Source organism: candidate division TA06 bacterium, from assembly GCA_004376575.1.
In the GTDB taxonomy this organism is placed as follows: domain Bacteria; phylum Hydrothermota; class DG-26; order E44-bin18; family E44-bin18; genus E44-bin18.
Genome location: SOJN01000013.1, coordinates 1 through 13,054 on the forward strand (window position 1 = coordinate 1; position 13,054 = coordinate 13,054).

The following is a 13,054-nucleotide window of genomic DNA, read 5'->3' on the forward strand; positions in this document are numbered from 1 at the left end:
CTACCTGACATTTCGTATTTGCGAAACACTGACATTATTGTATTGCGGCGACAGGAAAATAAACCTCATGTTGCTTCTTTCGAATGAACTGTGGATGTTCCAAGTCCTCGGCACGCAGGGGTATCCTCTGTAGGTTTGTCCTGGACACAAAATTGACGCTTGGTGAGGCAAATAGCAACTGAAATGAGCGACATTGAAACATACAAGCATCATCCTACTGTCACCTTTTCGTACCACATCGCCAGACATGGAAGCGGCATGGAGAAACCAGAAAATCCTTGTCATTTCCCAGGGACGAGGCTATAATATAAGTAGACAGTCTCAGTGCTGTGCCATCCCGGGCCAGCTGCACTTAGAAGGTTGAGCCGCGAGGATGGTGTTGCTTCTGCCTGCCGCCAACAAATACATTTGATCAGAATCGTACGAGAGCGAATCGGTACGGAACGGGCGCCCTGATAAGAGGAGGTTTGCGATATGGCATGGAAAGATGAACTGAAACACAACATACAAACGATCGAGCAGCTCAAGGAGTATATACGATTCACTCCTAAGGAAGAAAGGCAATTAAGGAAGGTTGTCGGACGTCATCCAATGAGTATTAGCCGATATTATCTCTCATTGATTGATGTCGATGACCCTGACGACCCTATCAGAAGGATGATAGTTCCCTCAGTGGAGGAACTCGATCTGTCTGGCTCCTACGACCCAAGCGGTGAACTGGAAAACACCAAGGTGCCCGGCGTACAGCACAAGTATCTCTCAACAGCCCTCATATTGACGACAAACAGGTGCGCATCTTATTGTAGATATTGTTTCAGAAAGAGACTCGTCGGGTTGCCGACCAAAGAAGTAGTACAGAAATTCGAAATCGCGGCAAAATACATCAGAGAGCACAAGGAAATCAACAACGTGCTTATCAGTGGAGGGGACCCCTTCATTTTGCCAACAAGTGTTATCAAGAAATTCATAGATGAACTCTCAACAATACAGCATCTTGATTTTGTCAGATTTGGAACCAAATCGGTAGTCACTTTTCCCCTCAGAATACTAGAGGACGAAGAACTCCTGAATCTGCTTCGAGTATACTCTCGCAACAACAAGAAAATCTATGTGGTCACACAATTCAACCATGAAAGGGAACTGACCGAGAAGTCAATAAGAGCTATCAGAAGATTTCAGCGTGCGGGAATAACCGTGAGCAATCAGACTGTTCTTTTGAACGGAGTGAATGATAATCCTGAGACTCTGACTACATTAATGAGGATGTTAGTCATGGTTGGAGTGAATCCATACTACATCTTCCAGTGCAGACCGGTTAAGAGGGTAAAAAAGATGTTCCAGGTCCCGCTGTATAAGGGGTTTCGTGTGGTGGAACAAGCAAGCAACATGCTGGACGGTCACAGCAAGAGGTTTAGATACGTAATGTCACACAGGACCGGTAAGATTGAGATAGTAGGAATCATGGGGGATGAGATGTATTTCAGGTATCATCAGGCCAGAGACCCGAAGAACATGGGAAGGTTTTTCAAGAGAAGACTGAGCACAACAGCCGGATGGCTAGATGATCTGGAGCACATCCATCCAGAAATGTCCCAGGCAGGTCTACACTCTGCAAAATGAATCGTCTTGCAATGCAGAACCTACCATCGTAGAACGTAGAAGTTAGAACCTAGAAGGGTGACCTGAACAGCGCTGTCGGTGGAGAGTGCTTTACTCGCTCAAGGGGGAAAAGGGTTGGGGGGATAGCTACTCTTAAGATCCTAGAATCCAATAACTGAGACAGTGTTGCCAATAGAGTTTGTCACATAGACGGCGTTGCCGTTTGGGAGGACAGCAACACCTTGGGGGTCATCTCCCACAGAAATAGTAGCCACCTCTGTATTGTCTGAGGCTCTAATTACTGAAACATTGTCGTCAAGCTGATTTGCCACATAGATGTAATTGCCATCTGGCAGGACAGCAATACCCAGGGGCCACTCTCCCACCTGAATTGTATCCACTACTGTATTGTCTGACGCGCGGATGACTGAAACATTATCGTCAAACTGGTTTGTCACGTAAACGTAGTTTCCGTTTGGCAGAGCAGCAACGCCGTAGGGACCATTTCCCACCGCAATCGTGTCGACAACTGTATTGTCTGACGTGCGGATGACATAGACGCTCAAGTCAGTGCTACTCACCACATACACGTAGTTGCTGTTGGGTAGAGCTGCAATACCCAGGGCCTCATTCGCCACCGGGACGTCGGCTATCACTGTATTATCTGAGGTACGAATGACTGAGACATTGCCGCTGAGCCTGTGTGTCACGTAGACATAATCTCCGTTGGGAAGAGCAGTAATGTGAAAGGGATTGCTTCCAACAGAGACTGTGTCGACCACCGTGTTGTCAGAAGTACGCATGACATAGATATCATCGCTCCCCTGGTTTGCCACGTAGACATAGTCTCCGTTGGGGAGGGCAGCAATACCCCGGGGACCAAATCCCACCGACACTGTGGCCACCACTGTATCGACTAATGTACGGATGACTGTGACATTCCAGCTATTCATGTTTGTAACGTAGACAAAATCTCCACTTGGGAGAACAACAACGCTGTAGGGATAGTTGCCCACTGTGACCGTAGCCACCACGCGATTGGGAAAGTCTACTCCGCCTCCCCCACCTCCGTTTGGAGACGTAGGCGACTTCTTGCAGGCCGGTGCCAGAACGAAAGCCGACACAACAGTCAAGACCATAGCCACGGACATCTTCTGCCTATGAGTAAGCATCGCACCATCCCCCTTTCAAAAAAGGAGCATCCTCTGTTCCGCGATTGTCCCGTTTCGCCTGACTTCGAACATCCATTGTAGACTACCAGGACCCCTACCGTCAAGCCGGAATACTGAGACCCGAAAAACACGAAATTGGGAAATCCCTCCCACCCTCCCAAGCACTACACCCGAAATTGCAGAATTGAAAACCTAGGACGCGCTTGCAGGCTGATGGCTATCCTACAACTTATGGCTGGTTCTTGTGTAATCTGTGGTTTTCAGAAGGGGTGTGTCAATTTGATTTTGGCCTTCGACGGAGTTTATGCTTGGTGAAGCCGAGTGCACAGGATTTTCAACAATCTGTACTTTGATTTGAGAGGATGGCCCGCTCTCGTACTTCGCACTTCGTACCTAGCTGGCCGGAGGTGGGGCTTTGTACTTCGCAATTCGTCCCTTGTACTTGATAGAGGGTGGGGGGGGTTCGTAATTAGTAATTTTGGGGAGGGCTATTGGGGCTGGGATGGCACACTATCGTAGTTCAGCTACCGCCATCCTCCAGTTTCCCGTCCCTTATCTTCAATATTCTATCAGTATAATCGCTCACCTCTGGATCGTGGGTCACGACTATCAATGTCCTTCCCTCTTTGTGTAAACTTGCGAAGAGGGCCATTATTTCGTTACCCGTTTTGGTGTCCAGATTCCCTGTTGGCTCATCGGCAAAGATTACTCTTGGATTTCCCACCAGTGCCCTCGCTATAGCCACTCTCTGTCGCTCTCCTCCAGACAACTCAGTGGGTCTATGCCTGGCCCTTTCCAGCAAGCCGACCCTTTCCAGAATCTCCAGCGCTCTCTTGTGTCTCTCTCTCGGTTTGATGGGCGAATAGATCAACGGAAGCTCAACATTCTCAGATGTTCTGAGTCTAGGAAGAAGGTTAAAGGTCTGAAATACAAATCCTACTTCCCTGTTTCTGATTTCAGCCAGATCCTCCTCAGAGAGGTTCTGCGTTTCTTTCCCGTCAAGAAGGTAAGTGCCTGAGGTCGGTGTGTCGAGACATCCCAGGATGTGCATGAGCGTTGATTTCCCGGAGCCCGAAGGGCCCATGATGGCAACATACTCCTGTTCTTCAATCGCGAGGTCCACTCCTCCAAGTGCGTGAACCTCGGTCTTGCCCATCTTATAGACTTTCGTTATCCCCTTCGTCTCTATCAGCATCGTCCTTGTCCTTCTCTTTGTCCTTATCCTTGTCCTTCTTCAACTCGACCTTCACTCTGTCACCATCCTTCAATTCTCTCAGAGTCTTATAAGGCCCCACCAGAACAGTGTCTCCCAGACTCAGCCCTTCCTCGATCTCAGCTTCCTTGTCACCGGTCACGCCTATCGTAACAGGCTTCAGCTTAGCGACGCCACTTTCTACCGTGAAGAGAATATCCTTTTCCTCATCTTCCACCTCCCTCCGCCCCAGAGACGAGTACGGCACAAGCAGTACAGAGTCTTTCTTCGCGACGATGATGTTGCAGGTTGCGGACATACCAGGGTAGAGCTTGGTAACACCAGGCTCGAGCGCCACCTCAACCGGGAAGCTGACTGCCTGATCAGACGCTGAGGCATCCATGACAGGCATCCCACCTATCCTCGCCACATGTCCGGAGAAAGTGGTGTCTGGAAAGGCATCGACTTCTACCTCTGCTTCCTGCCCGACCTCTACCCTGACAATCTCAGTCTCATCTACCATCGCTCTCACAAACATCTTTGATCTCTCGGCTATTATCATTATCACTGACCCGGGTGTGCCTATTGTACCCATCACCACCATCTCCCCTTCTTCCTTGTTCAGGCTAACAATCTCTCCTGCAATCGGCGATCTTAGGGTCGTCTTGTTCAGGTTCTCTCTGGCTTCCCGCACAGCAAACTCTTCGGTCTCGACCTGCGCCTTATAGATGTCATATTGGGTCCTTATGCCTTCGTATTCCTCCTCAGATACAAGTTTCTCCTCAAGCAGTTGCGAGTACCGTCCCACATCTAGCTCTGCTTTTGCCAGCCTTGATTGTGATGCTCTCAGTTGGGCCCTTGCCTGCGCCAGTCTGGCGTCGTATGTCCTGGGATCGATGGTGCACAGAAGAGTCCCTTTCTCAACCCTGTCGCCTTCCTTCACGAGGATCTTGGTGAGCCTGCCCAGCACATCACTTCCTATCCCGACCTGGTTCTCCGCTTTGAGCGTCCCTTCGACCCTCACTCGCGACACAATGCTGGCGGCCTTCACCACCTCCGCCTCAACGCTCTTTTTTTCCTCTCCCCTTTTCAGGTTCAGGATGACCACGATAGCGATGAACAGTACAATTCCGGCACCTATGATTACTTTTTTCTTCATCGTTAGAATCCCCCACCGACTGCAAACCTGAGCGCGCTTCTGGATAGATACACGTCGTACACGGCAGACAGGTAGTCAGCCTCTGCATTGAGCAGTCTTGTCTCCGCATCGAAAAGTTCAAGAGGTTTTAGCAATCCAAGCCTATACTGAGCTCTGGCAAGTTCCCCGCCCTCTTTCGCTGCATCCAGTGTGAGACGAGCCAACTCCAGATTATCCCTTGCAGTGGTATGAGTCAAATACACCTCTTCTACTTGCTTCGCGACTATCAGCTTTTCTTTCTCATGTTCTGCTCTTGCCATGTCCAGCGCTGTCTTTGTCTTCTGAACACTCAGTGGGTAAGATATGGGATTGAAGGAGATTCCAGCAGAGACACCAGAACCTTTGAGCGCCTTGTCTCCGAACTTGTCGGGACTAGGAAACTCCTCCCCCGTATACTCCCACGACCACTCGTAGGACACGGTTGGGACGAAAGCGAACAACTGTCCCAGGAAATCCGAGCCTGCAGAAGCGACCCTCTTCTGCAATGCCATCAGCGAAGGCCTCTGCTCAAATGCCTCTGATAGAAGAGTCTGGAGAGGAGGTAGATCGGACAAGGTCGCCTGTTCCACTGGCGGTTCAAGTACGAGTTCGGGGTAGGAGTGTATCCCCAGAACATTCAGAAAAAGCCTCTCTGTGATTCTGGCGTTCTTCTTCGCATTCGCAAGCGCGAGCTTTGACTGATTAAGTGTCACCTGAGCATTCAGCACGTCCAGTTTCGAAGCCTGGCCCAGACGCCCCTTTACCCCAATCAGCCTGAAATTCTCCTCCGCTCTCTTGAGTGCGCTCATCTGCATCTCCAGTGTATTAGATTCTTTCAAGACATTTAGATACAGGTTTTCGACCTCATACGACAGATAGTTCTTTGCCTCTTGGAGGAGAGCGTGGCCCCTATCAAGGTCCATCTTCCCGCCCCAGAGCGACGCAAGCTTCTGGAAGCTGAAAATTGTCTGGGTGACAGATAGATCTACCAGGTAACCTTTCCAGGGAATCAGACCTCCATACTGCGTCTCATATTCAGAGTATGTGGCTCGAAGGGTAGGCTCCGGCAAGTAGGACGTGACCCTGCCAGCGAAATCGAGCTTGCTGCTGGTATTACTGAGGGCCTGCACTCTGTAATCCAGATTGCCCTGCAGAGCCAGATCAACAGCTCCCTTAATGTCGAGCTTAAGGGTATCACCCACTGCGAATGCGAGCGTCAGAACAAGTATTGGTATCATCTTCCCCCCGAAAATCTCGCTCCGAGCCCACCCAAGAACGATCCTACGAGTATCAAAGCAATCCACAGGGAGAAGATAAGAATATAGCTTTTATTCTTCTCTATCCTCCCCACGATGCTAAGTCCAAGTCCAAACACAACAAGTGACCAGATGGTGAAGAAATCCACTTTGCTGAGAAGTCTGTAGAGAAAGGTGTCTTTCTCCACAAATGGGAGGAAGAGGCTCAGGTTGGTGTAGACCTCCACGGTCTTCATTGCCAACATGATTCCTCCTTTAACGATACCGCCAAGTACACTTATGAGAGCTGAGTACGAGGTGACAGCCAGAACCTTCGGAAATTTGACTTCACCGTGCAGCAGAAGGACAAACAAACTCAAGATTCCGGCTTGCGCAAGCATCTGTATCGGAGTCGAAATAAGGACTGACACCAGGCTCATTGTATAGAACCTTGGGCCACTTACCCACTTCATTGCCCTCTCCAACGCTTCATCAGAGTATTTGGATTGGACTCCCTTGGCTGCCGCGGGCTGTATCACTGTGGGAAGCAGCACAGCGGTAATTATGAAGGTAACGAGAATAACAGTGAGAAACGGCAGAACCCAGTTCGGCTTCTCATCTACTCTCTGGAATACTTCTTTTGGTGAGTGAAATATCTTTACAAGTGAGCTCATAACACCTCTTATTCGTATCTCAAGGCTTCAATCGGGTCCAGTCTTGAGGCCCTGGACGCCGGATAAATTCCAAAGAAAAGCCCTGTCAAGAGAGAGAACCCTACTGCAAGGCCAACGCTCCAGAGCGGCATCGACGATGGGAGCGGGGTGACCAAAGAGATGACCTTGGCCAGTCCGAACCCCAGAAAGACACCTATGAATCCCCCCACCGAAGTCAAAACCAGGGCTTCAATCAGAAATTGTTTTAGAATGTCCTTTCTCCTCGCCCCCACTGCTATCCTTATGCCAATCTCCCTCACTCTCTCCAGAACAGAGACCAGCATTATGTTCATGATTCCTATCCCACCGACTAAGAGGGCCAGAGATGCTATCCCTATCATAGCGAGAAAGATTCCCGTAGTTAGCTGCCTGTACACCTGTACTATCATCTGCTGGGTATTCAGTGCAAAATCATCTTCCTTGTCGAACTTAAGGGCTCTCCTCTTTCTCAGCAGGTCTCCTATCTCATCCATGGCCCTGGGGAGCGTAGAGTTTTGTTTGACCTGCGCCAGAATGTTGAGCGACTGATATGCAGCGGCACGCCCCCTTTTCACAGGAAAGACTTTCTGTAGGGTGCTGAGTGGAATTATCAGAACCCTATCCATATTCTGTCCGAAGAAGCTTCCTCTCTCTTTAAGAACACCGACAACCTGAAACTTCCTACCCTTTACATATATATCCTTCCCAACAGGGTTCTCTCCCTTTTTGAACAGGTTTTCTACTATAAAAACCCCGATCAGGCAGACCTGCCTGCGAAAACTCAGGTCGTTTACCATTAGATCTCTCCCCTTTTCCACCTCATATCCGGCAAGGGAAGTGTATTGATAGCCAGCCCCCTCTATCGAACCAATCTGAGCCGTCTCACCTCTATATGTTAACCTGAGCCTTCCAGGCCAAACGCTCTGGAATGGTACTGCTTTTGAGATGGAGCCAAGTTTGGAGATGGCCTCAGCATCTTCGATTGTTAGATCCCGTCTTTTCCCGACTTCTTCCCAGTCTAATGTCCCTTCTCCCATGACATTCCACTTTTCTTTCTGAACGTAGATGACATTGGACCCGATGGTCCCAAGGACTTTGTAAACCATTCTGTTCATCCCTTCCACAATGGAGATCATGGTCACCACGGTCATAACACCGACCACGATGCCCAAAGTTGTGAGAAATGACCTCACCTTCTGTTGCCTCAAAGTGAGAAGCGCCGTCTTCATGTATTCAAGAATGTTCATATATGGTCCTGTGAATTATCGTGGCGGTTTTCAGCAATCTGTGTACATGGCCTTGAATACTGCCGAATCATATTGAAGTCCCTCCCAAAAGTCAAGCGCCAAACAACCTTGCTAGTAACCTTGGCTGTACGCTATACGAATGCTATCAGCAAGATCCGAAAGTCGAAGATCGAAGATCGAAAATCGGGCCCCGTCCCCCCACCTTGGAAATTCCCACCTGCCCACCCTGCACCTTCGAAAATAGAAATTAGAAAATCTGAACCGAAGAAACCACACACTGGCGAGCCAAATAGGTCCAGCTGAAAAAGACCCACACTGTCGATAGACAGGGTAGGGTATTTTTCATCGTGTTTAGTCTTTGTTAGAGGTCGCGAGCGGAGCGAAGAGAGCTCGTTACAAGGAGTTAATCCCGAGCGAAGTCGTGGGAAGGCAACGCCGAAGGACCTCCTGAATGCTTCTATGTCACTGGATGAGACATATTTGGTCCTTCGTCGGCACGAGCCGGCGGAGGACAATCAAAGGGCAAGGCAGTCTCGGATTTCAATTTCGCAATTTCGTAGTTTCGTAATTTCGTGTCTTGTGTCTGGCAATCTTGTGTAATCTCGTGGTTTCAGTGTCTTCAATTTCTCAATTTCTTAGTTTCTCAATTTCTTGTTCTATGTGCCTATGATTTTGACCAACACCCGCTTTCGCCGACGTCCGTCAAACTCACCATAAAATATCTGCTCCCAGGGTCCAAAATCCAGTTTGCCATCAGTAATGGCAACAACAACCTCGCGACCCATGATCTGCCGTTTCAAATGGGCATCACCATTATCCTCACCGGTCCGATTGTGTGCATATTGCGATGTCGGCGCGTGTGGAGCCAGACCTTCGAGCCACTTTTCATAGTCAGCGTGCAACCCAGACTCGTCATCGTTGATGAAGACGCCTGCCGTTATGTGCATAGCGTTCACCAGGCAGAGACCCTCTTTCACCTCGCTATTCTGAACGCACTCCCCCACCTTGGGAGTGATGTTAATGAATGCCCAGCGGCTTGGTACATTAAACCACAACTCCTCCCTATAGCTCTTCATTGCAGTACCTCCTTGCCTGTACCACATGTGTATATCAACTCCTGGCCGATTTTCAACCAAATTCCGCTATATGCTGGAACCTGGGGACGGTGCCCCTCAACTCTACTTTTTACAGACCCCTGGAAGGATATCATGAATTCCAGTTGTAGGGGCGCGGTTTCCGCGCCCGTGTAGTTTTCACCCATCAATTCAACCACTCCAAGAATTGCGGGATTTACATTGCTCACATTGTCTGTTATGATCCTTAACGGTAAGTTGGCACAAGATATGTCAGATCCGGCTAGGAGGTCGCCGTGAGAAAAAAGGGATTTCCAGTGGTTGTGACATTGCTGGCTTGTCTGGCACTCGGGTGTTTTGCCGGCAGAAAGCAAATAACGGGCGACGAAACATCGCCAGAACCTGCGTACTGGGTGGCACCTGATTATTCAGAATTCGCCAGATTGGCCGGATTACAGGGTAAGGTTGTTCTCAAACTGCTTGTCGCTCCCGACGGAAGCGTATTAGACATCCAGCTTTCAAAAGAGCTTCATCCAAATCTGGATCAGGCTGCTGTCGAGGCAGCCAGGCAATGGAGATTCCTACCGGCAAGACGAAGGTACAGACCCGCAGAAAGACCTGCAGAAAACACCTGGGTTGCTGTCCCCTTCGAATTCATATTACCCAGAGTAAGACGACAGTGGCCGCCGGTAGGAAAGGTGAAGCTACCTTGGTCCGAAGAGTTGCTGGAGCCAGGCGCGACATTTCCATAATAGCCTTGACATCCCATCTGCCAAGGTGTTTTATTCATGTAGAAGTAAACGGGTTGGTCCAGAAAGAAATCATAGGACAAGAAAGCCATGGGCGCATAGATTTGGGGACGGTGCTTGACATTTTGACATTTTTCGGGTTTCAGCCCAATGCTGAAGCCATTTTGTCGTGAAGTCAACCACGGGCGCCAGCTCTTCTATACCATATACCTCTAACTTGCCAACAAGATCTGCGTTCTCAGATCTCCGATCTCAGATTCTGTGTGGCCCATCAGCTCTTGACCGGTGCCGAGATTCACGCCCGTCATGGCCAGATGTGATGCTAAGGTACGGCAGAGCCCATAGAACCGTCCATTCCTTGGGCGCTCAGCCTTTTCATCGTTCACATTTTTCCTCATTAAACCACTGGACAAAACCCTCTACACTTATTAAAATGTGTATAGACATTTATCCAAAGGGGTACACATGAAGAATCAAGATAAGAAGATGCGCAAGGTATTCGGCAAGCGCAATGACTTTGCCGCAACAAGAGACCTTCTCGCTGCAGGCATTCATCCACGTGATATCAAGAGAATGAGGGATGAAGGCCGGATAGTCCGTCTGACGAAAGGCCTTTATCGTCTGGGAGACATTCCTCTTGTCTCTAATCAGGGCTTCATTGATCTCGCCCATGCTGTCCCCCAGGGAGTCATATGTCTGCTCTCGGCCCTATCCTACTACGAGCTGACCACTTTCAACCCCTCTATCATCTCAATGGCCATTTGTCGAGGCACATGGGAGCCGACAATCGAGTATCCCCCTGTCGAATTCTATCGTTTTTCAAAGAAGCAATTTGAGGCAGGGATTGACGAGATCAAGATTGGTAATAACACGGTGCGCATGTACTGCCCGGAAAAGACCATATGCGACTCTTTCCGATATCGAGGCAAACTCGGGCTGGATACAGCGAAGGAGGGTCTGTCAGAGTACCTGAAGCGCAGGGACCGCAATCTAGAGAAGCTACTTGAATATGCTGATATCTGCCGGATCAGACCACTGCTGAAGACCTGGCTCGATGCTATGGTTTAGAAGCAGACTCGGGAAAAGGGATGAAAAGAGAAGTGAAGAACAAGGCGGCTTCAGTAAGAGCAAGACTTGCGAACCTTGCAAAGGCTGAAGCCATTGATTTTGATGCTCTGCTATTGCGATACTTCCAGGAAAGGCTTCTCTACCGCCTGACAATATCGGAGTTCTCTGACCGGTTTGTGTTGAAGGGAGGGCTCCTGTTGATCTGTCTTGAGATACCAAGATCCCGTCCAACGAAGGACATCGACTTTCTCGCAGAGCGTATTCGAAATGATCCTGTGGAGCTCGAACGTGCTTTCGGCGTTATCGCTGACGTGCCCTGCACCGATGGTGCAAAGTTCTATCCCTCGTCCATAGCCACAGAACGCATAAAAGAAGATACGGACTACGAAGGAATACGGCTCAAGATCGATGCGAGTCTCGGACAGGCGAAGAAGAGGCTTCAAATCGACATTGGGTTTGGCGATGTGGTTGTGCCGGAGGTCGGAACGATGGTGTTCCCGACATTGCTGGAAGAGAAACCGCCCAGAATCAAGGTTTATTCGCTAGAAAGCATTATCGCTGAGAAGTTTGAGGCCATGATTAGGCTGGCTATGGCCAACAGCCGTATGAAAGACTTCTATGACGTATACACTCTTTCCGCCGGTCATGACTTCCAGGGCAGGATCCTCATGGATGCAATCGAGTCAACATTTCGACAGAGAGCAACACCTATGCCTGAGAACCCCTTGGTTTTTCGAGCAGAGTTCGATCAAGACAAAGGTAGACAGCAGCAGTGGGTTGCGTTTCTGCGCAAATCGAGACTCCAAGACCTGGACCTCAAGTTTGAACAGGTTATGAAAAGGATTACTACATTCCTGACCCCGATTGTACAATCAGTGCGAAGTAAAGAAAAATTCAAGAAACCGTGGGATTCGAAAACAGGATCGTGGAAGAAGTAACCCTCATGTTCAAGTTCGACCTTCTCTTCTGTCACAAAGGCGCTTCCAGAGTTGAAGACTTAGGCCGTGGGGACAGGAATAAACCTATAAACTTTTGACCCAAAATGTAAATGTGTAACGCCTGGCACGGATTTGTCGGCTTCGCCGCCCGAACCTATATAGAGGTATCCTCGAGAGGCATAGCCTCTCAAGGATTAACTCTTTCTAGGAAGCTCACTGCGCGAGTGCCTAAAACCCTTAGAAAGGTAATCCCATGGCTATCGCCACGGGAGCAAAAGTACCTCGCGGCGCCGAGTGGCGCCGCGGGCCCTTTTTCTCACCGAATCTTTTTGCAGAGGTATCCTCGCGCGACGGAGTCGCGCAAGGACTAACTCCCTCTAAGCCTCAACTTTCGCTGCCGCTCGGTTTCGCCGGCGAGTGACAAAAATCTATATTAAGGTATCCTCGAGAGGCATAGCCTCTCAAGGATTAAAAATACCTCATGCCGTCCCTCGACGGCCCAAATAGAGGTATCCTCGCGCGACGGAGTCGCGCAAGGATTAACTCTTTCTAAAGCTCAATCGTCGCTGTCGCTCGATTTCCCTAAGAAAGAGTAAATACCCCAGGCTGGATTCGGACCAGCGACCCCCGGTTTAGGAAACCGGTGCTCTATCCACTGAGCTACTGGGGCAACTTCAAACGTAAAATGTAGAAGTTAGAACTATGATCTCGTTACACGTAAGATAGCAGTGAGGGCAGCGCATGTCAATAAGGTTGTGGGCACCGAGAATCGAAGCTTGATATGTAGATTTTGACCCTCCGGAGATTGCTTCGCCACCACGACTACGCCCTTCGTGGCTTCGTCGGGCTACGCGCAGGGCAGGCATGTGTTGTATCCGATAGTGTATGGAGTTTTCACCCTCTCTCTTACTC

General features: G+C 49.5%; 11 protein-coding genes and 1 tRNA gene. 4 read left to right on the forward strand and 8 right to left on the reverse strand.

Annotated elements, in window-relative coordinates; genetic code table 11:
• The first annotated feature begins 474 nt into the window (after window positions 1–474).
• Window positions 475–1,620, forward strand: a complete 1,146-nt coding sequence (locus E3J62_00915; protein TET47597.1) for a KamA family radical SAM protein — start codon at window positions 475–477, stop codon at window positions 1,618–1,620.
• Between the two features lie 140 nt (window positions 1,621–1,760).
• Here E3J62_00915 and E3J62_00920 read toward each other — a convergent pair whose 3' ends face one another.
• From E3J62_00920 to E3J62_00950, 7 genes are all read right to left on the reverse strand, one after another.
• Window positions 1,761–2,771: a YncE family protein gene (locus E3J62_00920; protein ID TET47598.1), complete on the reverse strand. Its 1,011-nt coding sequence runs from the start codon at window positions 2,769–2,771 to the stop codon at window positions 1,761–1,763.
• 520 nt (window positions 2,772–3,291) lie between these two features.
• Window positions 3,292–3,966, reverse strand: a complete 675-nt coding sequence (locus E3J62_00925) for an ABC transporter ATP-binding protein (protein ID TET47599.1) — start codon at window positions 3,964–3,966, stop codon at window positions 3,292–3,294.
• Window positions 3,929–5,122, reverse strand: coding sequence for an efflux RND transporter periplasmic adaptor subunit (locus E3J62_00930; protein TET47600.1), 1,194 nt, complete (start codon window positions 5,120–5,122; stop codon window positions 3,929–3,931). Before E3J62_00930 ends, E3J62_00925 begins: the two co-directional genes overlap by 38 nt.
• Window positions 5,123–5,124: 2 nt before the next feature.
• Window positions 5,125–6,378: a TolC family protein gene (locus E3J62_00935; GenBank protein ID TET47601.1), complete on the reverse strand. Its 1,254-nt coding sequence runs from the start codon at window positions 6,376–6,378 to the stop codon at window positions 5,125–5,127.
• The gene (locus tag E3J62_00940; protein ID TET47602.1) at window positions 6,375–7,049 is read right to left on the reverse strand and encodes a YIP1 family protein; all 675 of its coding nucleotides are present in this window, start codon (window positions 7,047–7,049) and stop codon (window positions 6,375–6,377) included. Before E3J62_00940 ends, E3J62_00935 begins: the two co-directional genes overlap by 4 nt.
• Before the next feature lie 8 nt (window positions 7,050–7,057).
• Entirely contained in the window at window positions 7,058–8,314 is a 1,257-nt protein-coding gene (locus tag E3J62_00945; protein TET47603.1) for an FtsX-like permease family protein, read from the reverse strand.
• A 656-nt stretch (window positions 8,315–8,970) separates the two neighbouring features.
• Window positions 8,971–9,390, reverse strand: a complete 420-nt coding sequence (locus E3J62_00950; GenBank protein ID TET47604.1) for a YjbQ family protein — start codon at window positions 9,388–9,390, stop codon at window positions 8,971–8,973.
• Window positions 9,391–9,683: 293 nt separating this feature from the next.
• Here E3J62_00950 and E3J62_00955 point away from each other — a divergent pair, with 293 nt between their 5' ends.
• From E3J62_00955 to E3J62_00965, 3 genes are all read left to right on the forward strand, one after another.
• Complete coding sequence (locus E3J62_00955; GenBank protein TET47605.1) at window positions 9,684–10,139, forward strand: energy transducer TonB; 456 nt, start codon at window positions 9,684–9,686, stop codon at window positions 10,137–10,139.
• 462 nt (window positions 10,140–10,601) lie between these two features.
• Window positions 10,602–11,204 (forward strand): Abortive infection protein AbiEi, encoded by a 603-nt coding sequence (locus E3J62_00960; protein ID TET47606.1) that lies wholly within the window; start codon window positions 10,602–10,604, stop codon window positions 11,202–11,204.
• Between the two features lie 20 nt (window positions 11,205–11,224).
• The gene (locus E3J62_00965; GenBank protein TET47607.1) at window positions 11,225–12,142 is read left to right on the forward strand and encodes a nucleotidyl transferase AbiEii/AbiGii toxin family protein; all 918 of its coding nucleotides are present in this window, start codon (window positions 11,225–11,227) and stop codon (window positions 12,140–12,142) included.
• A 597-nt stretch (window positions 12,143–12,739) separates the two neighbouring features.
• Here the strand turns inward: E3J62_00965 and E3J62_00970 are convergent.
• Window positions 12,740–12,812 (reverse strand) — tRNA-Arg (locus tag E3J62_00970).
• Between the last annotated feature and the right edge of the window lie 242 nt (window positions 12,813–13,054).